This window comes from Scytonema sp. NUACC21 (genome assembly GCF_054684315.1).
In genome coordinates, this window is sequence record NZ_BAAFZH010000101.1 from 207444 (window position 1) to 229135 (window position 21692).

A 21692-nucleotide genomic window follows, 5' to 3' on the forward strand; every position below is an offset into this window, starting at 1 on the left:
CATTGGTAAGAGTTTCAGGCGCTTTTAGATTTGTTAACATAGTTTTGTTTATGTCCGTCTAGCAACTTACTGAGGAAAAAATAAATGCAGTTACACGGGTCAAAATTACTGCTATTTCAACTCAGAAGAACATTTTTCGTCACTTTAGGTGTTAGTATTTTGGTAAGTTCTCCCATACTTGTACTGGCGCAATCTAACAATCCCGCAAGAAATAGCTTTCACCAGGGAAAATTACAGTCAACATCAACGAAACCAGATCCCCCTGACAGAGGAACTCCTCCAGCCAATGAAGGAACGGGAAGCCGAGGCGGCTGTTTTGACAAGCAAAATAAATCACCACTCACTCGCTTGGTAGGTAGCGATCGCCTAAAATTAACAGTCAATCAGCACCCCAGTATATGGGCGTATGTACCTTACACTCGACAAGACGCCCCGTCAGGAGAGTTTTCCTTACAGGATGGAGACAATGAAGTCTATCGGACTCGCTTTCAATTACCTCCAACACCAGGAATTATTAGTATAAGTCTGCCGTCTACAGCCCCACCTTTGGTCGCAGGTAAAAAATATCGATGGTATTTTGACATCAACTGTTCCAGTTCTAAAGCACTTGGGGAATTGGCAACACCTGCTTCCCTAACAGGGCTGGTACAGAGGGTGGCTCCATCTTTAGCACTGGAGACTGACTTAAAGGCAGCAAAAACTCCTCTAGAGCGTGTTAACATTTATGCCAAATATAATATTTGGTTTGAGACTCTGACGGAGCTAGCACAACTGAGACTGAAAGAACCTCAAAATGATACTTATAGTAAGGCTTGGATTGAGTTACTAAGCCAGCCTCAAGTTGGTTTAGAAAAGATTGCTCAAGAGCCGATTATCGGAGATATTACAACCAGTTCCCTACCAAAATAAAAGGTGCCCAGTGATAAGGACGATTGTAGTCCTTATCTGAATCTTCATTTAGAAAAGCGAGTTGAACATTTCGTAGCGCTTCCGCTTTTGTAATTTGTGGGTTCTGAAGTTGTTGATAAAACTGAATCATGAATCGAGCTGTTGAAGCATCGTTAACCTGCCAAAGAGTAGCCAGAGTACTGCTTGCACCAGCGCGAACCGCAACTCCTGCTAGTCCCAAAGCTGCTCGTTTATCTCCTATGGCTGTCTCACACGCACTAAGAACTAATAACTTGACAGGGCTCACGATTTTTTGGTTTTTCACCCGTAAAAAAGTATCCCAATCTTTAACAGTGATGCGTTTATTCCAATCTAAAATGAAGGTTTGCTGTGGATTAGAACTAAACTTCGCGTGGGTTGCTATATGAACAACGTTAAACGAAAGTGAATTTATCTGGTTTTGAAGATTTTCTTGAAGAAAATGTTTACCTTCTAGCTTCTGAACGTGGTTAACTTCCTTACCAATTCCAGACAATTCTACTTTAACATTTTCTAATGGGCTCAACCTTTCTCTTTCAAAACTAGGAGCACTAGTTGCTCCAGCAAGCAAAGCATTTAAATGTTCTTTTAGTAAAGGTTCGGGAGCTAATAACTGTAATCCAGGAGTGACAGCAACAGCATATCTTTCTATCAGATATTTTTTGCCATCATATAAAACCGATACAGGAACATTTTGTAAAAATTTATCTAGCACAAATACCAATGTTTTTATTTGATTCTTCTCTTGATTTATTCCAATTTCTAAATCATTTTCAAAAGGTTTAATTAACCAGTCATAGAGTTGTTTGGAGAATTGTTTAATTTCACTCAAAGCTGTACTTCTCTTCCTCAAATCATCTTGCATCTTTTTGACAGCTTCATCAACTTGAGTTTCAGATATACCTCTATTTGTATAGCGACGCAGGTTATTTGAACCTGGCAATTTGAGTATAACTTCCAGACGATTTTCTAAGACAATTGGATAAATAACCGCTGCGTTAGGATCTAAATTGTCAATGTTAGCCGGTTTCGGTTGAGCACAGGCATCTCGGAAGAAATTATCTAATTCTGCTAGCTGAAGTGCTTCAATGACATCACGAGCTTTTATTAAGTTATCTTTACTAGGTACAGGAGAACGTAACAACAAATCAACTAACTGCCTGTATACAGGTTCTACACTCTCGCGGAAGGAAAACTGAACTTCTGGATTAAGGGCAACCAAATCACTACGTAGTTTATTAAGAATGTTAAATGCATGGGTATAATAAGCTATTGCCTCAGGGAAAGCATCCTGCTTGTGCAGTTTTTTTTCCGCTTGAGTTTGCAGAATTCGTCCCATTTGCCATTGCCATTGATAAACAATTTCTGGTGCAATAATTGTTTCAGCGATCGCGAGTGCAGACTGAGTAAACTGTATAGCTGTTGATGTGTCTTCAACCTTTTCATACAACTTACCAAGAGTACCGAGAGCGTAAGATTCTGCTCTTTTATCTGCCAAACTTCTTGCTTGTCGAACAGCCGTATCCAAGATTTGAGTAATATCCAGCGTTATTTGTCCGTTGTCATTTGTCCTTTGTTCTTGGTCACTTATTAATGACAATTTCATCAGACTTTCTGCTAAGTTCACATGAGCGTAAACAGATGCACGACTGGCTGGCAGTTCCTTCAATAATTCAGAGACTTTAGGTAATAAAGTTTGAGCAGATGTAAACTGTTCGGTTGTAATGAAAAGACTTAATAGATTTAGCTGTGCTTGAACCTGAATAATGCTATGTGGCGTTTCTCCTGCTTTTTGATAGTAACTTAAAGCCTCTTCAGTATACTGCTTTGCGTCTTCCGTATTTTTTAACTCTTGTGCTCTTGAGGCTAAAGCTTGCTTAGTATTACCCAAACTGAGCAAGATTTTACTTTCTTCTTGGGAAGATTCTTGTAGAGATTGCCGAGCAGCATCTAATCTTCTTACTACAGCTAAACACTGCTCTAAAATTTCTTGAGAACGCTCTAAATCTCCTCTTTGCTGTAGGGTATTACCGAGATTATATAAGCCTGCTACCTTAATAGAGTCTGGCTGTGTCTTCAGCTTTCGTTCTACCTCAGTAAGTATATTATATGCGCGACGATATAACCCCAAAGTTTGCAGAGCCTCGGCTTGATTAATCTGACTGCCGATGACACCAACTTTATCGGCAGCTTTAGTATAGAGTAACTCGCTTTCTTGAAAGCTTACCAAAGCTTCTTGGGTTTTTCCCTTTGCCAATTGCAAACGACCTTGATTGTTCAAAATCTGAGCGCGGACTCTCCACGTACTGCCCTTTTGTAATGTATCTATTAAAGACAGACTAGCGTTAATTGCCGCTTCTGCCTCCTGCCAAAGTCCCAGTTGCTGATAAGCCAACGATATCAGACTCAGCGTCTGTGCTTGCTGGAGTACATTCCCTTTAGATTTATAAATTTGTGCCGCCTGTTGCAATCGCTGCATGGCGTTTGAGAAATTTCCTGCATCGTAGTATTTTTTACCTGTTTGCACCAAAGTCAATGCAGACTCTTGAGTTGAGATAAGTTGCTTTGCCGTAACTTGGGGTAGTACTTGGACGCCAAGGCTGAAAATCAGCCCTAAGCTAGCAACTAGTACAAGCTGAAAAAGCCGTTTCATTGTCAGCTATCAGTTAATTTTTGCTTTTCACTACCTATGTTAACCTTACCTCTTAACAAGTTTTTGAGACGACTTGAGATAATTTATTGGTCGGAAGTTTTAAAGACTCAATAACTTTTCTTGTAAAATCCCTACGAGTACTCTGCTTGCTCTTTCTACAAATTGTTCTTTAGTTTCACGCCTCTTTGGCTTATCTATCTGTTTACTTAAGCTAGAAATAACATCCTCACTTGTCACATAATTAGCAATTTCCTTGCTAAATTGTTTTACCTTAACTTGTGTATTGTTACAGCCAAATATTAAAGTGGCAATAGGTGATGTAATTTCTTGAATCCCAATAGCTATAGAGGTTTTTATTACACCTAAACTGAGGGCTTTACTTAAAGTTGAAGATTTTTGCCAAGAATCTCCAAACCAGAATTCTTCTAAATTATTTATTTTTACTGTCTTGAAGATTTTTCTATCGTATTTATAGTATTGGGAAAAAATATCGGTGAATTTTGAAGTTATCAAGTTAGTTATTTCGATTTTGAGATTTTCAGGAATTTCTTCCCAATGATTAAATAATTGCCAGAAAATAACTATAAAAGAATCTAATATGTTAATTTCTAGTCGTTCTTCATCTCTATCTACAATAGGTGTCAATTCAAATTTTTGCATCAATTTAGTGTTTAGATTGAAAAGAGATTGCTGATAATAATATACACATTATTGCTGGGAACTACTATAGTATTTTTACTGATGTTGAAAAAGATGCTTTAATAATATTGGATTTTGTTTTTCAACCCAACCTACGCGGACTTGTTTTTTTATCCTTCATACTTCAGACTTCTGACTTGATTATCTGTTGGGTTTCGTTCCTCAATCCAACCTACGCGGACTTATTTTTTTATCCTTCATACTTCAGACTTCTGACTTGAATCTTCACCAATCCCGATAAAGTTTTTCCGCATGGAACATAATCTCTTCGTTCGGGAGTTTAATTTTAGATTTTTGTCTGGGGTATAAGTTTTCAACTGCTGTTGTATCTTGTTCAACTACAGTATCTACAGCTTTAAGAATTGAGTTTTTTAATAAAAAGTTCAATCCGGGTAAGTTCTCTTTAGTATAGATAAGAACAAAAGTTTTGGTACTGTTCTCTGTTTCGGGATAAAGCACGTGAGTTTGTAGCAGTTGCATAACTGGCAGCTGAGCTTGAAAAGTGGTAATGGCAGGAAAAGCGTATTCTAGAACGCTTTTGTATATTTTAGGTACAATGAGTAAACCTGGATTACTCAAAATTTCGCCTAATGTATTGTCATCTCGATAGAGTTCTTGTACAACCCTCGCCCAATAGCCATAATGTTCAAAGCTAGGAATATGGTTGGCTTTGATTCTAAATAACTCGCGATGGGTGCCATTTTGGTGGTTGTAATCATAGTTTATTAAAAGATTGTCTAAAAAGCTGCCTTTTATACTCTTAATTCCAGCAACTCCCAGAAAATTGAGCCCTGCTTTTTGTTTGGAAATTAAATCGGGGACTGGAATTTTTGGCTCGAAACCTCCATATGTCCAGATACAATCATCTACAATAATCAGTTCTAAAGGTTTGGCGATAGCTTGACCGTTGGCTTTTCCTTCTCGGTACAGTCTGCCTTCTCCATCAAACTCTAATGCGTGAAACGGACAGGCAATTGTGTTTCTCTCTTTACAAATCCATCCATTTGATAAAGGAGCTTGCATGTGGGGACAGACATTATCAAGAGCAAAGACTTCGCCTTTTTGGTTTTGCCATAAGGCATAATCATTACCGTTGAGCGTAATTTTTACAGGTTTGTTCACACCCAACATGGATTTGTGAGCAATCAGCCACGGAGCTCCTGGTAGGATGGGTTTCATGTTTTCCTCCTAATGAATTGCAACTTATGACAGGGCTGAGTTCCTGGTATCAGCCCTTGGTTTTCTGTAAAATTGTGACGAATAACTCATGTCTTATTTAAGAATTGTGACATATTATTCACATTTGTCAAGAGAATTATTCTTATGGCTGACTTACAACCCACTCCCTTATCCATGCGCCGTCAACCAAAGCAAAGACGCAGCCAGCAACGCGTTGAACGCATTCTCGATGCAGCAGCTGAGGTTTTTGATGAAGTGGGTTTTGAGGCAGCAACAACTCATGCGATCGCAACTCGTGCCCAGACAGCTATAGGTTCTCTATATCAATTTTTTCCAGATAAATTGGCAATTTTCCATGCATTGGAACTGCGTCATAGAGAAAAAGTCTATGCTGCATGGGCAAAGTTAAGTAAGGCAGAAGTTATTAAACTACCTTTTGAAGCATTTATCCGGACTATAGGCACATTTTATAAGGAACTGTTTGAGGAGCCTACTTGCCGCATTGTCTTTATGCAATATTTTACATCCCCAGCAATATTTCAAAACATTGATGAAAGTTTTACTCAGGAAGCAATTGATTTCACGGCAAAACTACTGCAACAGCGCAATCCAGCATTAATTTCCGAACAATGCCACACCATAGCAGAAGTTTGCGTCCATGCTGGTAATGCTCTCGTACTTGTGGCACTACGCAGTAATGAAACTTATCGCGACCGGATGTTTGAACAAATCCAGGAGTTGTTAGCTGCTTACTTACGCCCTTATGTAGGGGATGACGTATCTTCAAACAAGGTCATGAAGGTAATGAAAGTAATGAAATGTTCACATTGCAATTCAAGCGCCGTATCTAAAAACGGTCACCGTCATGGCAAGCAGCGTTATATCTGCAAAGATTGTGGCAAGCAATTCCCGGAAACTTATTAATTAGTGTATAGAATGACATAGCAAGATTATTCAGCGATCTGCCCTGCGGGCAGGAGCGAAGCTATAGCGTAATTGATTGATATGCTTGCAAATACTCTTAACAAAATAAGGGATTTCCGGAATCAAGATAACATCTGCCCCACCTGCAACACCTGGGTGTAAAGCTAAATGACCGACATTTCTGCCCATGACTTCCACAATTATCACTTGGTCACGACTGTTTTTAACAGGTAAGCAATTACCGTTTGTGACAGTTGGGGCACGGAAGAGGGTATACAAATGTTCTACCTTGCTTCGTGGATGTAAAATTACATAATCTTCATAGAAAATTCATTAAATATTAATATATATTTATATAAAATTCACAAAACTCTTACTTTTTTTTGATACGGTGATATTGATAATAATTAACACAGACTAAAAAGTTTTCCCAAAAGCTCAATTAGTACAAGCGATTGCAAGTGCTCACTCTTTCCAGCCACAAAAACAACGGCTGGCACCTTTATAATCGCGTGGATTTTCAAAACTTTTTTGTTTATCTAGGTTATCTACAGATCGTGTTCAAAAAGGTAAGGAAAAAATGGGAATAACAATTAATGTTGTAGCTGGACAAAATGAAGCAACTTCACGTGTGTCAGCGTATGGAAGTATTCAACATATCATAACTGATGCAGAAAAAAAGACATTTGGTATTGAAGATTATGGTCTCAAAAATGCTGTTGAAAAGTATTTTGGAAGAAAACCTAATGATGCTTTTCTTCATAGCCCTACGCCGTGGAATGACCTGTACAAAACATATGGTTGGGAACAAGTTCAAACAGTATTGGCTGTTAAAAGTGCCACAATAACAGGGATTACCTCACAACCTTCAAATGTATCTACTAGGACTTTCACAAATAATAGTAGTGTTGAAGCTATATTTAAGGTTGATATTACTGAACAAGTGACCAATACCGTAGAGCATCAATGGAATGTGCAACACACAATCACTGTTGGTCAAGAAATAGAATATCAAATCGGGTTTCTAGGAACTGGTGGTGGTGGAACAACAAGTTTTTCTTATGGATTGTCATGGGGTCAAAATGAGACTAAAAGTCTAAGCGTTACGGTTGGCTCCAGTTCAGGAGTCGAAGTTACTTTGCAACCTGGGCAATCCGTGCGGGCGGCACTTTCAGCAAGCAGGGGTAGTATGAAGGTCAGAATAGTTTACAAAGCATCTCTACTAGGAGTTACTGCTGTTAATTACGATCCACCCTACAGGGATCACCATTTTTGGGCTCTTCCTATTAACTCCGTTATGTCAGCTGCTGGGCTTCCACTTACTAAGGAATTCACAGAAGACATTGAAATTGGTTACTACTCTAACGGAGAAATAATACTCACAGATCCACAAGGTCAAGTCATTAAAGTTGTCTCCTTAGTCGATCAAGCAGGAATAGAACCCTTAGTAACTCCTGAACTTGTGTCAAAGTAACCTAAATTATATTTGTCCACCGCTTCACTTGACATATTATGAATGTCTAGTAAGCGAGTGGACTTAGTCATTCGTCATGACTGGAATTTTTGGCTCAAAGCCTCCATAGGCTATGAAGGTAATGATAGTAATGAAATGCCCCCATTGCAATTCAAGCGCCGTATCTAAAAACGGTCACGGTTATGGCAAACAACGTTATATCTGCAAAGATTGTGGCAAGCAATTTCCGGAAAGTTATTGATTACCGCATAGAATGAAATAGTTTGCCAGATTATTGAGTGCTCATCTTTGCTGCCTAGCCGCTTTACAGTGATTAATTATTTCTTGTGATCCGGGCGTCTCGCCCTTTTAGAAGGGAGAGGTCATTAGATATATTTGATACCTCAATCTTCTTCTAACCATGCAAGAATTTCCTCCCTACTCTCTGCCAAACCTTTATATAACAGAGACTCTGGTGTCATAGACCCAAGAGCAGCGGATAGCTTCGATCGCAACATAGGGTCTTGTTTAATAACAGTACAATCCCTAAAATAGGTGCGGATGGTAAATAGTGAAGCGTCATGTTCTGGCAACCCCCAAATCACCTGCCGTTCTATTCTCAGAAGCAATTGGGGATTATTTCGATTAAAGCTTCTGCCATGCCATTCATCTAGTGGTACACCCAGAGGTGGTTCGGGATGGTGATTGAGGCGGGTGTCGGTACTTAAGCCCCATGCAAAACGTATCATTGGTTTGCGGACAATCATTGTGTTGACGATCGCATTTGCCCGATGATTGATTTTCTCCATACCTGCTACAGGTGCATGAATTGTGGTGAAATCCTGACCAATTTTCTCTTCAGCCGACCAGTGATTCGGGTAACACAGATGAACCGCACTCAACCAGTGACGACCATCCACACTACGACTCATTACAGTCATGTCTTCCTGAACTTGTGTAGCTAAAGCATCAAGGGTCGAGATGTAAGGAGGAAAGACTGGTTCGCCTTGAGTTTGAACTTTTTCTAACTGCCAGTTTGAGTCTAGATAAAGAGTTTCTCCAGTAAGTTGGTTGTGGAAGGCTGTGCCATTAATCGTAGTTTGACAACAGAACCAGTGGGGGTATTCTTGAGAGAGTCGCTCAACAATGAGACGGGCGATCGCACCTGCTACAGCATTAGAATAATTGCAGGTTTGGTAATATTTGCCCAATCGTTCTGCACGACATAGAAGCTTGATATGACGGTAGTGAGTAAAATTTCCGTCAAATTGAAAAACTCGTTTGTCAGCCTCACCATTACCCAAGGACGCGCCTAGAGGAATAAAACCGGGCTTGACTTCGTATCGTCCTTTTTCAAGGGGAAAGTAACAAACACTGTTTTCAGATGCCTCCACTGTTTTGGCTTCCAACAGCAAAGTATGTTGAGGTAAGTGATTGATTTTTTGGAATGAGCTTTTTTGTGTGTATTTGAGCATAATCTCCTATCAGCTATCTTCCGATACAGAGTTGTTTCAAAAAACTGACTTTTTGATTGCGCTGGCTTTGCGAGAGCTGAAAAATTCTTTGATATTTGGAGAACTAATATCAGAAAAGCATTGTTTTGTCAATGAAAATTACAATTTCAGTAGATAAAACTACCGAAGGTATATTTCAAGAATGAGAAAGCGATCGCATAAAAACTGGGCAAGGAACAGAATTGCTATTGACCTTACCCATAAAAGTACAATTTTATTTAACTGAAAACTCATTCTTATCTAAAGCATAAAAAGCTATCTTGCGTTCCGACGATTCCAGACCTGGAAGCTGAGCTTCTGTACAGGTAAACTCTTTTTCTAACTTCAAACCTACTTTTTCCATAACCCGAATTGATGCTTTGTTTACTGCCAATGCCCATGCAACAACTCGTTGAACGTTCCATTCCCTAAAGCCCTTATTCACCAACACTTTGGAAACTTCAGTTGCATATCCCTTGCCCCAGCTTGATTGACGCAATCGGTAACCAAGAGCAATTTCATGGTTTTGAACTATTTGTAATTCAGCAGCAAATTTATTTTCAATAGCAGGATAGACATGAAACCATCCAAGAAAATCATTAGTTGATTTTTCAACAGTTGCCCAAAATCCAAAGCGATCGTATTTCTGATAGTATCCTAACAATCTAGGCAAGGTATCTTCTGTGATAACGTTGTATTCTGTGGGCTTTCCCCCATTAATAAAACGCATAACCTGAGGATCGCTATCTAGTTTAAAGAGGTTTTCAGCATCTTCTGTCGTCAATTGACGCAAAATTAATCTTTCTGTTTCTAGGAAGACTTTCATGACTATCTCAAGCTTGTCTCAGTTACAGCTAAAGTAACTACTATGAAAATGGTATTATTTCCAGAAAAGTTAAATTATGAGTAATTTAGGTGCCCTCGTCGCTCCGAATTTACAGTATGCTGAGCGAGATTCGGGCATTCTTGATGGTGCCAAGGAAGAGCAGGTGAATGAAGCACAGATTGTTGTAAGGGCGAACAACCGTTCGCCCCTACTGGTGTATTTTATTTACTTAAAAAATGCTGTAACACTCCAATAACCTACAATCCAAAATCCACATGAACAGTTATTTTTCCAGCCAAAAAAAACCCTTACGTCTGATTACAATTCCTATCAGTCATTATTGTGAAAAAGCAAGATGGGCTCTAACAAGGCTAAAAGTTCCTTATGTTGAAGAATCTCATATGCCACCGTTTCATAGATTTGCAACTGGTCGAGTTGGTGGGAAAACAACTCCGGTTTTGATAGCGGAAACAGGCGTTTTTACTGATTCAACTGATATCCTGCATTATTTAGACAAAATTGTGCCTAGTGATGCTAAACTTTACCCCATTAACCCTGAGTTACGCCAACAGGTAGAAGAACTAGAAGACTTATTTAACAAACAGCTTGGTGTTGCAACACGTCGTTGGGGTTATTTTCATGTGATGAACGACCATCATTTAATGAAACGCAGTTGGTGTAATGGAGTGCCCGTGCTTGAGCAGTTATCATTTCCAATTGTTTTTCCTATATTTCGCCCAATTGCTCAACAAAGTCTGAATATTACACCTGATTCTAGTACACAGGCATACGAACAAATTAAGAGTATTTTTGAGAAAGTGAATGAATTGCTTGCTGATGGACGCAATTATTTAGTGGGAGATAAATTTTCGGCTGCTGACCTCACCTTTGCAGCACTTGCTGCTCCTACAGTGATGCCGCCCGAACATCCAAAAAGACGCGAGGGCTTAGAGCAACTACCAACTAAAATGTTGTCTGAAATTAAGGAATTTCGTGAAACTTTAGCAGGAGCTTTTGTGCTGCGTATATATCGCGATCGCAATAAGTAACTAATCTTTGTCAAGAGAAGAGATTCAGTTGCTAGCGCTTTAGTTGCTCGCGGTATCATTGATATGGGTGTATAGATTCCCGCAATTTGTCGTAGTTTGGGTGAATATGGAAAAGCAACCGATTCAAGTTATTGGAGGTGGGCTAGCTGGAACAGAAGCAGCTTGGCAAATAGCCCAAGCGGGGATACCAGTCATTCTTTGGGAAATGCGCCCAAAACTCATCAGTGGTGCCCACCATACCGAACATTTGGCGGAATTAGTCTGTAGTAATTCCTTTGGGGCAATGGCAACTGACCGTGCGACGGGGCTATTGCATGAAGAATTGCGCCAACTCGGTTCTGTAGTCATCTCCAAAGCTGACGAACACGCAGTTCCCGCAGGTGGGGCGTACCCAATAGGGCTACAACTCGGCAGTGCTCCTGAGTGAGCCATTGCTCCAACACACCCAGTTCTGTTGTGCGTCCATAAAAAATTGAGAGACAAACTTCTTCTGAATCAATGCGCTTGGGGGTGTTTAAGCCTTCAAGACGCTCCAAATTCGGATTGCTTTTTGAATAGTCGCTTTTGTTTAATTCTAATTTAAATGCTACAAACAAACGAACAAGCGTCTGTTTGTCAACCCCTTCTTCGCGAACGAGTATTTTCGCGACTGTATTTGGAGCTAATCCAGCGCGTTCACTGATTTCTTCCAGAGTGTACCTAGAACCAGAATTTTCTCGAAATTCTGATTCGAGTTTTGCCTTCTGAAATTTTTCCCAGCCTTTAAGTGTAAGTATAACGCCACGACTCCGTTTTGGCTTCTGCCGATTCATAGATTCATAGAGCTAGGAGGTACGCATTCGCATAACAATAATTTATGAATTCAAACAAACCCTTTGTTTTAAGTTTTTTAGTATAAACTCAAGAGCAATTTGAATAAATTTATCTGCATTTATACTAGTACATAATAGCGAAAATATACAAACCTTTACACGCTCAAGAAATTAGCGAGCATCGGTACACTCATCCCAAAAACCCGATTCCTTTGTAAAATGAAGAAATGTAAAATTCTTGAAATTAGCCTGTCATTGTGCTGTGCCTCCTGCGTCAGCACAAACAGCAAAACTACGAATTAAAAGTGATTTATTAACAGTCAACTACTTATTATTTACGAAAATTTACTGATAACTCATAAATAGAGGCATTAGATTTGAATATAATGCTGGAATCGTAATTTGTATCAAAAGATAAATTCTAACTCAATAACTCATTCAACATATGGGACAGATTATTACTCAAGTAGACGCATTCACCAACACACCGTTTGCAGGTAATCCTGCGGCTGTCTGCGTTTTGCCCGCACCCCAGTCGGAAGACTGGATGCAAAAGGTGGCGCAGGAAATGAATTTATCTGAGACAGCATTTTTGGTTAGGCAAGAAGACGGTTTTCATCTGCGTTGGTTTACACCTACAACAGAAGTCCCGTTGTGCGGTCATGCAACCTTAGCAAGCGCTCATGTTCTTTGGTCAGAAGCCCATCTGTTACCGGATGAAGTGGCTCGTTTTCATACAAAAAGTGGACTGTTAATTGCCAAAAAGTTGGGAAATTGGATTGAATTAGATTTTCCAGCAAATCCTTCAGAAATGACAACTGCCCCAAAAGAACTGCAGGAAGCTTTGGGGGTTCCCCTCAAAACAGTGATGCAAAATTCCTTAGGTTATCTGGTAGAGTTAGAATTGGAAGAATCAGTGCGGCAGCTACAGCCTAATTTTGAGCTATTGAAAACTTTACCTATTGCCAAGATTATTGTAACTAGCTCGGCAAATGCAGGTTCGGAATACGATTTTATTTCTCGCTTCTTTGCACCAGGATTGGGAATTAATGAAGATCCCGTAACTGGTGCTGCTCATTGTTGCCTTGCTCCCTTCTGGCGCGATCGCTTGGATAAAAATGAGTTTTTGGCATATCAAGCATCAAGTCGCGGGGGAGTATTGAAGATTCGCTATGACGGAGGTTCTCGTGTTTATTTATCAGGACAGGCACTGACTGTTATGCGTGGTGAATTGATGTTTTGAGGGCTTGATTGCAAGATGTGGTACAAAGAAGACCTAGCGTTTATTCACGATGTCGGTTTTAGTGACTTTGCTCTCAAATCTGCACCTGGCATCTTGGGAATTTTGGAGCAATGCCAAATAACTCAAGGTCTCATCGTGGATTTGGGTTGCGGAGGCGGATTATCGGCACAAGAGTTTGTCAAAGCAAATTATCACGTCCTTGGAATTGATATCTCTGCGTCTGCGATCGATATTGCGCGAGCGAGAGTACCAAATGCCGAATTTCGAGTTGGTTCGCTCTTTAAAACCGATATCCCACCTTGCAATGCGGTCACATCTATCGGTGAATGCCTCAACTATCTGTTTGACCCAGACAACAATAGAAAAATGTTGGTTCATCTCTTCCATCGCATATATAATGCCTTAACTCCAGGGGGTGCATTCATCTTCGATATTGCAGAGCCAGGACAGGTTACGCCAGGAACCATAACTAAGGGCTTTACAGAAACAGAGGATTGGGTTGTGCTAGTCGAAAAGGAGGAAGATCCAGAGCAAGAGACGTTGACGCGTCGGATTATTACCTTTCGCAAAATAGGGGAACATTACAGGCGGGATGATGAAATCCACTGTCTGCAATTATATAAGGCTAAAGACGTTGCAAGAGAACTCACAGAAGTGGGCTTTGAGGTTCAAATAATGCGAAGTTATGGGGAATATGATTTGCCTCCAGCTCGTGCAGCATTTCTTGCACGGAAACCATCATGAAGAAAGGAAAATCAAGCCTTTTCATCTAATTCTCATTTCGATTTCAGAACACTCATGAATTTTTCAACTCCTTATTACTCAGTCCTCAGACATACCTCAGGTCTTGGTTGCATCCTATTCGTTATGAACGGTGAAACTGATTTTTTCAGGAGTTGATGTAATGAAACGTCTAATTGTTGGTAGCTTATCTCTCGTACTTTTCTACACCAGTGCTGCTAGCAGCGTTCGTGCTGAAACACTCAATTCTGCCGCGCCCTCTCAACAAACAATGGTAACTGCCACTTCAATCCGCAGTTTTACACCTTTTGAACTCGTCCATTTTGCTTATAGAGGGTCACTTGAGCAGCAAGGCATTCCAGGCTACAGTCTGCTGCTTTCCAATTATAGTTTTGGTAACATCAGTGCTGAATCTTTGGTCAAGGCTGGCATTACTGCGGGTAAAGTGTCACCCAATGCTCTGAGCGATGGAGGATATTTAAATGCTGTAACCAGCCAACTTAGATTATTGGACACCATCTAATATCATGTCCGGGTAAAGACTTATCATTAAGGCAGAGGGGGAGAGGGGGGGAGAGGGAGAGGGGGAGCGAGTTTTCTGGTTTTTGTACAGATTGTTTAATCATAACTAATTAACCGGACTTGATATAAAACTTTAATTGCAATACATTTAAATTCTGTCCAGACGCTTCAAACAGCGCGTCTGGGCATTACCGATTTGTATCATCCTTTGGTCAAGGAAACCCGTTTTTCCAGAAGATTTTGTAAATCTGCTACCAGCGATTCCCCACTACGTCGGGCTTCCCAAGGACCGAAATCCCAAAGTTTTATGCTCCACTGCCCTTGCATATAATCTTCCTTCTCTGAAATTGTCCCAACATAAGTCACTGGGTCGGGTGAAGTGGTGAGATAGCGCTTGATAAAAGTGATACGACGCCCAACTACCTCACCAGTAAGCTGGGCTTCGCCTAAAGAATTATCATCCAAAACACTACCAGTCAAAGTATTGCCACTCTGTATGAGTGTGACTTCAAAACGCGTAGGAATACCTTGTTGCCAGTAGGTTCCAAGCCAAGTACCGCTAATATCTGTCATACGATCGCATGAGCTAGTTCCACAACGCATTTCTATTATGCTTAAACGACTGGCAATAATAACGAAATTACATTTTTCGCATATTTCTACTAATAGGGTCAAAACCTTTAGAAAAGCGAGTGCTATCATCATAGCAAGCCCCAGTTAAATTTGCTCCATAAAGCTTTGCATAATTTAACCTAGCGCCCCTGAGATTTGCTTCGCTCAAGTTTGCTCCACTTAGGTTCGCTCTCGTTAAATTTGCTTTGGCTAAATTTGCTCCTCCTAGGTTTGCTCCCCATAACTTGGCTTTAGCGAAGTTAGCTGCAGTTAAGTCTGCTGCAAATAAATTGACTCCAACTAAATGACTTCCAATAAAATTAGCTCCAGCAAGCTTAACTGTGGGAAAATCTCTCTCCCCAGCTGCGTAACGCCGCTTCAGTTCATCTGCATCCATGTTGTTTTCACCTTCGTTAGCAAACAAGAAGCCATATGTTCCTATTGTGTCGCCATATTAAAAAGCATAGCGGATGTTGCAATAGGGTAACTGCTGTCCCAGTTGATGGCAAAATTGCTCAACTAATTTCCCTTTAAGACCGCGTTTGTAACGTACATTTTTACCCCCTGTTTGGGAATACTTTTCCTCTTGTACTTCGGGTCGCCACAAAATCTCCTCCCCTTGAGGATGCCAACCCATATTCACTTGATGTAGCTCCTCATTGTGTGTTAGAAAAATAACCTCTGCTTGTAGTTGCTGCTTGGTTTTAGGTGAAAGGGTACCATCAACCTCTTTAAAAAGCTGTTCGTATTCTGCTAACCATCCGTCGTAATAGATGACAGGCGCAAAATTGAGGTGAACTTCATATCCTGCCTCAACAAAATCATTCACTGCCGCAATGCGTTCTGAAATACCCGAAGTCCGAATATCTACAACTTGAGCCATTGAGTGAGGCATTAGACTAAAGCGAATACGCGTCTTACCTTGCGGATCGTAGTTAAGCAAATCTCGATTGACCCTTTTGGTTGCGAAGGTTGCTTTAGCATTAGGTAGACGTTGAAACAGTGCAATTAGGTCTTTGACGTTGTTGCAAACAGCAGCATCCACAGAGCAATCGCTATTCTCTCCTATTTCATACACCCAGTATTTTGGGTCTACCTGATTTGCCTCTTGTTTTATGCCCTGTTTAGTGGCGTGTCGTTCTAGGTATCGGGTAATTTGCTCAATGTTCACAAAGGTGGTGATAGGGTTTGCGTATCCTTTGCGACGAGCAACAAAGCAGTACGCGCAAGCCATTGCACAGCCGTTGGCGTGGGAAGGAGCAACGAAATCTGAACTACGACAGTTAGGACGGCTTTGGATGGACTTCTTCACGCCCAACACCAAAACGTTACGCTTAATGCGGTTCCAGTCTTCCACTGATTCAGAATTGCCGTGTAGTTCTGGAATCTTCCAATGAGTTGCTACTTCAATTAACTTGGCATCAGGATACTGTGCTAAGATTTCTTGTCCTCGGGCGTAGTCCTTAACATGGGGTTCGTAATAAATCTCTTTAATGTTCAGTAACCGACGAAGGGCATCTGGTTGAAGTGTTAGGCTTGATTGAGGAGACTCGGAGAGTTTTAAAGTCATTTAAGTTTTTAATCTCTCAACACCTCAGAATATCTCAGATACATTGAGCAATTGGTTGGGTATGCCGTAATTAGCAAATGTTGATATCACTACTCATGCAACCAGCGATCGCTTGCTTACTCTTTTAGAGAGATGAACTACACTTGTAGTAGCACCTATTATAAAGTATTCTACAAGCTAAATATGCTGTGTCTGAAAAAATAACTGCTAGCAACAACTCAACTCTACAGATGAATTCACTAACCCATTTTGCTGAAGTTGCACAGAGGATTGCTGCCACTTCAAAGCGCACAGAAAAAGCAGCATTGTTGGGTGATTACTTTTATTTCCAACTTAGATGAAGAATTTACAGCAGCTCGCAGGCGGGGAAATGAGGGATTGATGGTGAAAGACCTCAATTCCACTTATAAACCAGGTCGTCGGGGACGTGAATGGCTGAAAGTGAAACGTGCGATCGCAACCCTTGATGTTGTTGTTACAGCAGCGGAAGTCGGTACTGGCAAACGCAGTCGTTTTCTTTCTGATTTTACCTTTGCAGTACGCAAGAGTGAAAATGACCCAACACTTTTAAATGTGGGTAAAGCATACTCAGGGCTAACCGATGCGGAAGTCACCGAACTCAGTCAATGGTTTCGCGCCCATACCTTGCAAGAATTAGAGCATGGTAGGGTATGTCTGGTAGAACCAAAAATTGTGTTGGAAGTGACTTTTGACCGAATACAACCATCAGAAAGGCACAACAGTGGTTACGCCCTACGCTTTCCCCGCATTCTCAGAATAAGAAACGATAAACCTTCTGAAGAAATTGACACTCTCCAAACAGTGCAGAGGTTGGCTGAATTAGGGGGAGTAGAGGAGAAAAACGCAGAGATGGGAAAACGCAATGACGCGGGGAATGGAGACGAAGTTTCTACCTCATCCCTCCTAACTTTCTCCACTACGCCAACCCTTGAAATAGCACGTGATATTAAGTCCGGTTAAAAATGAAAAATTCATGAATTACGAATTCATGAATAATACTTTGTGGCTTTTCTGCTTTCATTGCTGTAAATTTTCTAACGTATGTTAGAAAAGGGAAAACGGGTACGTTAGTTTTTCAGGTTGGGCAAGAAAGAGAATGGTCATTATATCACACCAGGAAAAAAATGGCGCTAACAGTCTTCCTCTTACGGATTTCTTAATTAGGAGTGTTTGAGATGAGCCAGAAGCAAGCGAATTCCCTTGAGGGTATATTTGCTGGTGGTGGACAGATGGGGACTTTGATGCGTTGCTTTGATTGGGCAAGTACCCCCCTTGGTTCTGTGGAAACCTGGTCTCAAAGCTTGCGTACAGCCGTTAGTATTCTACTCAACTCCCCATATCCCACTGCCATTTTTTGGGGGTTCAAGTTCATCCAGTTTTACAATGATGCTTATATACCCATCCTCACAGAAAAACATCCCCAAGCCCTCGGGCAAAGTATGCCCCAAGTTTTGCCAGAACTTTGGTCTATTACCGAACCCGTGCTTCAATCAGTTATGGAAACTGGTGAACCTGCTGAATCGAAAGATATACAATTGTTTGTGAACCGCAATGGATATCTGGAGGAGATTTACATGACTTTCTCCTACAGTGCTATCCGTGATGAAAATGCAAGAGTGGTAGGTATTTTTGTTGCCTGTACCGAGACAATACAAACTGTCATTAGGCAACGTCGCCCGAACACAATACAGAATTTGGCAGTCAGAGGCAGTGATACCAAAACGGTGGGGGATACCCACCGTCTGATGGAGGAAAATTATGAGCAACAGTTAAGGATGGTCAGCGAAAGGGCACATGGCAAGCTTCGCACTATCCTGGAAAGCATTACAGATGCCTTCATAGCATTAGACAAAGATTGGCGAATTTGCTATGTGAATCAAAAGGTTGCTAGGACAAGCAGGCAACCACTTGACCATCTCGTTGGCAAAAGGATCTGGGAGCAGTGGCCCTGGTTGATAGGTACGGAAGTAGAAAGAGAATTTCGCCGTGCGGTTACCGAGCAAGTTGCAGTCCATTTGGAAATTTTCTACGATCCCCTTGATATTTGGTTGGAAATCCATGCTTATCCATCAGAAGATGGGTTGAATATCTTTTTACGAGATATTAGCGATCGCAAGCGTATGGAAGTATTATTGCTTGAAAGTGAAGAGCGATTGCGTTTGGCTGTTGAAGGATCGGACTTGGGAATGTGGGATTATGACCTGCAATCGGGGGATCTCGTATGGTCTGAGCGCTGTAAAGCCATGTTTGGGGCAGTATCCGATGATACCATAACCTATGAGCTTTTTCTCAATGCCCTGCATCCGAGCGATCGCGAACGGGTCGATCGTTCGGTGCAGCTGGTAATTACAGGTGGGAATGACTACAAAATGGAATTCCGAACCCTCTGGCCAGACGGAACAGTTCATTGGGTGGCATCCAGGGGACGTGCTTATCGAGATGAGAATGGCAAACCCATTCGCATGGTAGGTGCAGTGTTGGATATTACTGCCATCAAGCACGTAGAGGATGCGCTGCGCCAGAATGAAGCTCATTTAGCAATGGCTCAACGGGTTGCCCAAGTCGGTAGTTGGGAATTTGATTTAGAAAAGCAAAAAATTATCTGGTCAGAGACTACGTTCAACCATTGGGGCATCGACCCAACTCAACTTGAACCGAGTTATGGGGAACTACTTGAGAGGGTTTATCCGGACGATCGAGAGCTTTTGCGCCAAGCTGTGGAACGAGTAATTGTCGAGGGAGTTCCTTACGCTTTCGACCTGAGGATTTTACGACCTGATGGTTCAATTCGATATCTCGATTCTCGTGGAGAACCTCTGTTCAATGAGGCGGGACAAGTGATAAAACTGATTGGAACATCAATGGATATCACCGATCGCAAACAGACAGAATTGGCATTGCAGCAGGCTAAAGAAGCAGCAGAAACAGCAAGCCGCATAAAGGACGATTTTTTGGCAATTCTTTCTCACGAACTCCGATCTCCACTGAATCCAATTCTAGCTTGGGCACAGCTTTTGCGATCGCGGAAATACGATCCTGCAACGACGGATCGTGCTTTAGAAGCCATTGAGCGGAATGCTAAATTACAGACTCAACTGATCGAAGACTTACTAGATATGTCTCGTATCCTCCAAGGCAAGCTGATTTTGAATGTGAAATCCGTCAATTTAGTTTTCGTTATTAAGAGTGCAGTTGAAACAATTCGTGTAGCAGCCCAATCCAAAGCAATTCAAATTCAAACGATATTGGATTCCACACCATTGCAAATAAAAGGAGATTCAACCCGTTTACAACAAGTGGTTTGGAATTTGCTCTCAAACGCGATTAAGTTTACTCCATCTGGAGGACAGGTTACTGTCAAGCTAGAGTACTTTGACTCTTATGCCCAAATTCAAGTCAGCGATACAGGAAAAGGCATCAGCAAAGATTTTCTTCCCCACGTTTTTGAACGCTTCCGTCAAGAAAGTAGGTCTACTACTAGGGAGTTTGGCGGATTGGGGCTGGGACTATCTATTGTTCGCCATTTGATAAAGCTACATGATGGTTCCGTATATGCAGAAAGTCCGGGAGACAACTTAGGGGCAACATTTACAGTGAGGTTGCCTTTGCACCTTGCAGAATCTGCTGTAATTAGCCAAGAAGAAAAACCTAAGACACGAGTGAATTTTAGCGGGGTGCGTGTTTTAGTTGTAGACGATGAAGCAGATATGCGGGAATTGTTAGCCCGCTTATTAGAGGATTTAGGAGCTAATGTTACTGTAACGAAATCAGCTACTGAGGCACTTGCAGTTTTGCGGCAACAGGTGCCAGATATTCTGCTTTCTGATATTGGTATGCCAAATACAGATGGATATATGCTCATGCGTCAGGTGCGTATTGTGTTATCAGAACAAGGAAGACAGATACCTGCAATTGCCCTGACAGCTTATGCTGGAGAATATGACCAGCAGCGAGCGCAAGCTGCTGGGTTTCAAATGCATATTTCCAAACCTGTGGAACCCGTGGTGTTAATTCAGGCGATCGACAGTTTAGTGCAGAGACGATCGTGTCACGTCAACTTTGGCGTCCTTAACTAAATTATCCAATTCTTGCTGCATTTGCGTGTGAACCAAATTATAACACTCATCCACATAATCACGATTTTTAGCCGCTTCTTTACCATACTGTTTAAAAATAATCGGGGCACAGATGCGAGTATGAATTTGTACGGGTAAAGGAAAATTAGGTAAAGGACCGACAGACAAACCCCAAGGTAAACCCAAGTATATGGGAAACACCTTTGGGTCTATGCCCAACAACCACGGGAATCCCCACTGATTTAACTGTTTTGCCAAATCATACCAATCATCTAAAATAATTAAAGTATCATGAGCCCCCACAGATATAACGGGAATAATTGGAACCTCTTTTTTTAAAGCCAGTTTGACAAAACCTTTATGACCAGCTAAGAGAATTTTATACCGCAGACTGTGAGGACGAAACATATCATATTGCGCTCCCGGATAAACCAAAACACTAGCATTTGTATCAAAGGCTGCGTTAGCCATTTTTGGATGAGCTATAATAGCTCCAGCCTTTTGAGCTAGTTTGGCTATGTCAGGCATTACCTTCCAAGCGTATGGATGCATTAAACCATATACCAAACGTTCAGTTCCAAATCGGCGGAACCAATCATAGGCCATCATGTGTAGATCGGGAGAAGCTATCCCACCATTGTGGGAACCGACCAGCAATACCTTCTTTTGCGCTGGAATGTGGTGCCACCCATCAGTTTTCACTCGAAAGTAGTACCGATAAAACCACTCCCATATTGGCATTAGTGACTCAATAAATTTTGGGTCTCGCTCTTCTAGCGACCAACCTAGTGAAGATATATTATTTTCTTGTTGAAACATGTACTTACTTCTTTGTCGGTATAGTTTGTGAAATTGTCATAATAGTCTTATAGCATCTATACCGCTTGGACTC

At 41.2% G+C, this 21692-nt stretch carries 21 protein-coding genes and 3 pseudogenes; 13 read left to right on the forward strand and 11 right to left on the reverse strand.

Annotation, left to right across the window (positions count from 1 at the left end; genetic code table 11):
* Nucleotides 1-84 precede the first annotated feature (84 nt).
* Nucleotides 85-909, forward strand: coding sequence for a DUF928 domain-containing protein (locus tag ACYRY3_RS33315; RefSeq protein WP_460205944.1), 825 nt, complete (start codon nucleotides 85-87; stop codon nucleotides 907-909).
* Here ACYRY3_RS33315 and ACYRY3_RS33320 read toward each other — a convergent pair.
* The 3 genes from ACYRY3_RS33320 to ACYRY3_RS33330 form a co-directional block, all read right to left on the reverse strand.
* On the reverse strand, nucleotides 884-3580 hold the full coding sequence (locus ACYRY3_RS33320) for a CHAT domain-containing protein (RefSeq protein WP_460205945.1): 2697 nt from the start codon (nucleotides 3578-3580) through the stop codon (nucleotides 884-886). The genes ACYRY3_RS33315 and ACYRY3_RS33320 overlap by 26 nt on opposite strands.
* A 99-nt stretch (nucleotides 3581-3679) precedes the next feature.
* Nucleotides 3680-4240 carry a hypothetical protein gene (locus ACYRY3_RS33325; protein ID WP_460205946.1) on the reverse strand — a complete coding sequence of 187 codons (561 nt, stop codon included), beginning with the start codon at nucleotides 4238-4240 and terminating at the stop codon, nucleotides 3680-3682.
* A gap of 264 nt (nucleotides 4241-4504) precedes the next feature.
* Nucleotides 4505-5458 (reverse strand): Rieske 2Fe-2S domain-containing protein, encoded by a 954-nt coding sequence (locus ACYRY3_RS33330; protein WP_460205947.1) that lies wholly within the window; start codon nucleotides 5456-5458, stop codon nucleotides 4505-4507.
* Nucleotides 5459-5602: 144 nt separating this feature from the next.
* Here ACYRY3_RS33330 and ACYRY3_RS33335 point away from each other — a divergent pair, with 144 nt between their 5' ends.
* A complete protein-coding gene (locus ACYRY3_RS33335; protein ID WP_460205948.1) occupies nucleotides 5603-6382 on the forward strand; it encodes a TetR family transcriptional regulator in 780 nt (259 codons plus the stop codon).
* 66 nt (nucleotides 6383-6448) lie between these two features.
* Here the strand turns inward: ACYRY3_RS33335 and ACYRY3_RS33340 are convergent.
* Nucleotides 6449-6601 (reverse strand): annotated as a pseudogene (locus ACYRY3_RS33340) (6-phosphofructokinase); the annotation flags it as partial.
* Between the two features lie 361 nt (nucleotides 6602-6962).
* Between ACYRY3_RS33340 and ACYRY3_RS33345 the strand changes: the two are divergent.
* The 3 genes and pseudogenes from ACYRY3_RS33345 to ACYRY3_RS33355 all read left to right on the forward strand — a co-directional run.
* Nucleotides 6963-7856: a hypothetical protein gene (locus ACYRY3_RS33345; RefSeq protein WP_460205949.1), complete on the forward strand. Its 894-nt coding sequence runs from the start codon at nucleotides 6963-6965 to the stop codon at nucleotides 7854-7856.
* A 42-nt stretch (nucleotides 7857-7898) separates the two neighbouring features.
* Nucleotides 7899-8024: a hypothetical protein gene (locus ACYRY3_RS33350; RefSeq protein WP_460205982.1), complete on the forward strand. Its 126-nt coding sequence runs from the start codon at nucleotides 7899-7901 to the stop codon at nucleotides 8022-8024.
* Nucleotides 7993-8088: pseudogene (locus ACYRY3_RS33355) on the forward strand (IS1/IS1595 family N-terminal zinc-binding domain-containing protein); the annotation flags it as partial. The gene ACYRY3_RS33350 and the pseudogene ACYRY3_RS33355, both read left to right, overlap by 32 nt.
* Nucleotides 8089-8239: 151 nt before the next feature.
* Here ACYRY3_RS33355 and ACYRY3_RS33360 read toward each other — a convergent pair.
* On the reverse strand, nucleotides 8240-9310 hold the full coding sequence (locus ACYRY3_RS33360; protein WP_460205950.1) for a heme-dependent oxidative N-demethylase family protein: 1071 nt from the start codon (nucleotides 9308-9310) through the stop codon (nucleotides 8240-8242).
* 253 nt (nucleotides 9311-9563) lie between these two features.
* Nucleotides 9564-10154 (reverse strand): GNAT family N-acetyltransferase, encoded by a 591-nt coding sequence (locus tag ACYRY3_RS33365; protein WP_460205951.1) that lies wholly within the window; start codon nucleotides 10152-10154, stop codon nucleotides 9564-9566.
* A 76-nt stretch (nucleotides 10155-10230) separates the two neighbouring features.
* Here ACYRY3_RS33365 and ACYRY3_RS33370 point away from each other — a divergent pair, with 76 nt between their 5' ends.
* The 3 genes and pseudogenes from ACYRY3_RS33370 to ACYRY3_RS33380 all read left to right on the forward strand — a co-directional run.
* Nucleotides 10231-10410 carry a hypothetical protein gene (locus ACYRY3_RS33370; protein WP_460205952.1) on the forward strand — a complete coding sequence of 60 codons (180 nt, stop codon included), beginning with the start codon at nucleotides 10231-10233 and terminating at the stop codon, nucleotides 10408-10410.
* A 19-nt stretch (nucleotides 10411-10429) separates the two neighbouring features.
* Nucleotides 10430-11203 carry a glutathione S-transferase family protein gene (locus ACYRY3_RS33375; protein ID WP_460205953.1) on the forward strand — a complete coding sequence of 258 codons (774 nt, stop codon included), beginning with the start codon at nucleotides 10430-10432 and terminating at the stop codon, nucleotides 11201-11203.
* A gap of 106 nt (nucleotides 11204-11309) precedes the next feature.
* A pseudogene (locus tag ACYRY3_RS33380) lies at nucleotides 11310-11600 on the forward strand (FAD-dependent oxidoreductase); the annotation flags it as partial.
* Here the strand turns inward: ACYRY3_RS33380 and ACYRY3_RS33385 are convergent.
* Nucleotides 11548-12015 carry a hypothetical protein gene (locus tag ACYRY3_RS33385; protein ID WP_460205954.1) on the reverse strand — a complete coding sequence of 156 codons (468 nt, stop codon included), beginning with the start codon at nucleotides 12013-12015 and terminating at the stop codon, nucleotides 11548-11550. The pseudogene ACYRY3_RS33380 and the gene ACYRY3_RS33385 overlap by 53 nt on opposite strands.
* A 445-nt stretch (nucleotides 12016-12460) precedes the next feature.
* Here ACYRY3_RS33385 and ACYRY3_RS33390 point away from each other — a divergent pair, with 445 nt between their 5' ends.
* From ACYRY3_RS33390 to ACYRY3_RS33400, 3 genes are all read left to right on the forward strand, one after another.
* Nucleotides 12461-13258 carry a PhzF family phenazine biosynthesis protein gene (locus ACYRY3_RS33390; protein ID WP_460205955.1) on the forward strand — a complete coding sequence of 266 codons (798 nt, stop codon included), beginning with the start codon at nucleotides 12461-12463 and terminating at the stop codon, nucleotides 13256-13258.
* Nucleotides 13259-13273: 15 nt separating this feature from the next.
* Nucleotides 13274-14002, forward strand: coding sequence for a class I SAM-dependent methyltransferase (locus ACYRY3_RS33395; RefSeq protein WP_460205956.1), 729 nt, complete (start codon nucleotides 13274-13276; stop codon nucleotides 14000-14002).
* A 160-nt stretch (nucleotides 14003-14162) separates the two neighbouring features.
* Nucleotides 14163-14522 (forward strand): hypothetical protein, encoded by a 360-nt coding sequence (locus ACYRY3_RS33400; protein WP_460205957.1) that lies wholly within the window; start codon nucleotides 14163-14165, stop codon nucleotides 14520-14522.
* A 200-nt stretch (nucleotides 14523-14722) separates the two neighbouring features.
* Here ACYRY3_RS33400 and ACYRY3_RS33405 read toward each other — a convergent pair whose 3' ends face one another.
* From ACYRY3_RS33405 to ACYRY3_RS33415, 3 genes are all read right to left on the reverse strand, one after another.
* The gene (locus tag ACYRY3_RS33405) at nucleotides 14723-15094 is read right to left on the reverse strand and encodes a hypothetical protein (protein WP_460205979.1); all 372 of its coding nucleotides are present in this window, start codon (nucleotides 15092-15094) and stop codon (nucleotides 14723-14725) included.
* 67 nt (nucleotides 15095-15161) lie between these two features.
* Nucleotides 15162-15530, reverse strand: coding sequence for a pentapeptide repeat-containing protein (locus ACYRY3_RS33410; RefSeq protein ID WP_460205980.1), 369 nt, complete (start codon nucleotides 15528-15530; stop codon nucleotides 15162-15164).
* A 57-nt stretch (nucleotides 15531-15587) separates the two neighbouring features.
* Nucleotides 15588-16703, reverse strand: coding sequence for a spore photoproduct lyase family protein (locus ACYRY3_RS33415; RefSeq protein WP_460205958.1), 1116 nt, complete (start codon nucleotides 16701-16703; stop codon nucleotides 15588-15590).
* Nucleotides 16704-16952: 249 nt separating this feature from the next.
* Here ACYRY3_RS33415 and ACYRY3_RS33420 point away from each other — a divergent pair, with 249 nt between their 5' ends.
* Both ACYRY3_RS33420 and ACYRY3_RS33425 read left to right on the forward strand, forming a co-directional pair.
* On the forward strand, nucleotides 16953-17684 hold the full coding sequence (locus ACYRY3_RS33420) for an ATP dependent DNA ligase (protein ID WP_460205959.1): 732 nt from the start codon (nucleotides 16953-16955) through the stop codon (nucleotides 17682-17684).
* Nucleotides 17685-17899: 215 nt separating this feature from the next.
* Nucleotides 17900-20800 carry a PAS domain-containing hybrid sensor histidine kinase/response regulator gene (locus ACYRY3_RS33425; protein ID WP_460205960.1) on the forward strand — a complete coding sequence of 967 codons (2901 nt, stop codon included), beginning with the start codon at nucleotides 17900-17902 and terminating at the stop codon, nucleotides 20798-20800.
* Here the strand turns inward: ACYRY3_RS33425 and ACYRY3_RS33430 are convergent.
* Nucleotides 20753-21619, reverse strand: a complete 867-nt coding sequence (locus ACYRY3_RS33430; RefSeq protein ID WP_460205961.1) for a lysophospholipid acyltransferase family protein — start codon at nucleotides 21617-21619, stop codon at nucleotides 20753-20755. The genes ACYRY3_RS33425 and ACYRY3_RS33430 overlap by 48 nt on opposite strands.
* Nucleotides 21620-21692 lie beyond the last annotated feature (73 nt).

What these genes read in the sequence shown, in the direction of transcription:
- ACYRY3_RS33325 (WP_460205946.1), bottom strand. Translation starts at nt 4,240, where the DNA reads ATGCAAAAATTTGAATTGACACCTATTGTAGATAGAGATGAAGAACGA.
- ACYRY3_RS33350 (WP_460205982.1), top strand. Translation starts at nt 7,899, where the DNA reads ATGTCTAGTAAGCGAGTGGACTTAGTCATTCGTCATGACTGGAATTTT.
- ACYRY3_RS33330 (WP_460205947.1), bottom strand. Translation starts at nt 5,458, where the DNA reads ATGAAACCCATCCTACCAGGAGCTCCGTGGCTGATTGCTCACAAATCC.
- ACYRY3_RS33430 (WP_460205961.1), bottom strand. Translation starts at nt 21,619, where the DNA reads ATGTTTCAACAAGAAAATAATATATCTTCACTAGGTTGGTCGCTAGAA.
- ACYRY3_RS33370 (WP_460205952.1), top strand. Translation starts at nt 10,231, where the DNA reads ATGAGTAATTTAGGTGCCCTCGTCGCTCCGAATTTACAGTATGCTGAG.
- ACYRY3_RS33385 (WP_460205954.1), bottom strand. Translation starts at nt 12,015, where the DNA reads ATGAATCGGCAGAAGCCAAAACGGAGTCGTGGCGTTATACTTACACTT.
- ACYRY3_RS33315 (WP_460205944.1), top strand. Translation starts at nt 85, where the DNA reads ATGCAGTTACACGGGTCAAAATTACTGCTATTTCAACTCAGAAGAACA.
- ACYRY3_RS33390 (WP_460205955.1), top strand. Translation starts at nt 12,461, where the DNA reads ATGGGACAGATTATTACTCAAGTAGACGCATTCACCAACACACCGTTT.
- ACYRY3_RS33375 (WP_460205953.1), top strand. Translation starts at nt 10,430, where the DNA reads ATGAACAGTTATTTTTCCAGCCAAAAAAAACCCTTACGTCTGATTACA.
- ACYRY3_RS33345 (WP_460205949.1), top strand. Translation starts at nt 6,963, where the DNA reads ATGGGAATAACAATTAATGTTGTAGCTGGACAAAATGAAGCAACTTCA.
- ACYRY3_RS33400 (WP_460205957.1), top strand. Translation starts at nt 14,163, where the DNA reads ATGAAACGTCTAATTGTTGGTAGCTTATCTCTCGTACTTTTCTACACC.
- ACYRY3_RS33410 (WP_460205980.1), bottom strand. Translation starts at nt 15,530, where the DNA reads ATGGATGCAGATGAACTGAAGCGGCGTTACGCAGCTGGGGAGAGAGAT.
- ACYRY3_RS33320 (WP_460205945.1), bottom strand. Translation starts at nt 3,580, where the DNA reads ATGAAACGGCTTTTTCAGCTTGTACTAGTTGCTAGCTTAGGGCTGATT.
- ACYRY3_RS33335 (WP_460205948.1), top strand. Translation starts at nt 5,603, where the DNA reads ATGGCTGACTTACAACCCACTCCCTTATCCATGCGCCGTCAACCAAAG.
- ACYRY3_RS33360 (WP_460205950.1), bottom strand. Translation starts at nt 9,310, where the DNA reads ATGCTCAAATACACACAAAAAAGCTCATTCCAAAAAATCAATCACTTA.
- ACYRY3_RS33395 (WP_460205956.1), top strand. Translation starts at nt 13,274, where the DNA reads ATGTGGTACAAAGAAGACCTAGCGTTTATTCACGATGTCGGTTTTAGT.
- ACYRY3_RS33365 (WP_460205951.1), bottom strand. Translation starts at nt 10,154, where the DNA reads ATGAAAGTCTTCCTAGAAACAGAAAGATTAATTTTGCGTCAATTGACG.
- ACYRY3_RS33425 (WP_460205960.1), top strand. Translation starts at nt 17,900, where the DNA reads ATGAGCCAGAAGCAAGCGAATTCCCTTGAGGGTATATTTGCTGGTGGT.
- ACYRY3_RS33415 (WP_460205958.1), bottom strand. Translation starts at nt 16,703, where the DNA reads ATGACTTTAAAACTCTCCGAGTCTCCTCAATCAAGCCTAACACTTCAA.
- ACYRY3_RS33405 (WP_460205979.1), bottom strand. Translation starts at nt 15,094, where the DNA reads ATGACAGATATTAGCGGTACTTGGCTTGGAACCTACTGGCAACAAGGT.